1 protein-coding gene is annotated in these 220 nt (G+C 51.4%); it reads left to right on the top strand.

The features are described 5' to 3' along the window. The coding region (locus tag H6B10_RS18390; protein ID WP_243427452.1) for an adenosylcobinamide-GDP ribazoletransferase at positions 1-220 on the top strand (220 nt) is incomplete at both ends.

Raw genomic sequence — 220 nt, 5'->3', positions numbered from 1 at the left:
TATGCGGATACCTGCGATGCATTGGCGAGCTATGCCGATGCGGCCAAAAAACAGGAAATCCTCAAAGATCCCCACTGCGGTGCATTTGCCTTGATTCGCGTATGTACGTATTTTTGGCAATGGGGAAAGTTGCAACAGCCCAACCGGAAAGTGCACGCTCCAGAACAAATCCAAGACCCAGACACCAAAGTGCTTTCCGGTCCATTTCAAGGGAGGCGCA

This window comes from Gemmiger formicilis, assembly GCF_016901605.1.
Taxonomy (GTDB): Bacteria; Bacillota; Clostridia; order Oscillospirales; family Ruminococcaceae; genus Gemmiger; species Gemmiger formicilis_B.
The sequence above is the reverse complement of the archived record's forward strand: the minus strand, read 5'-3'. Positions and strand labels throughout refer to the sequence as shown.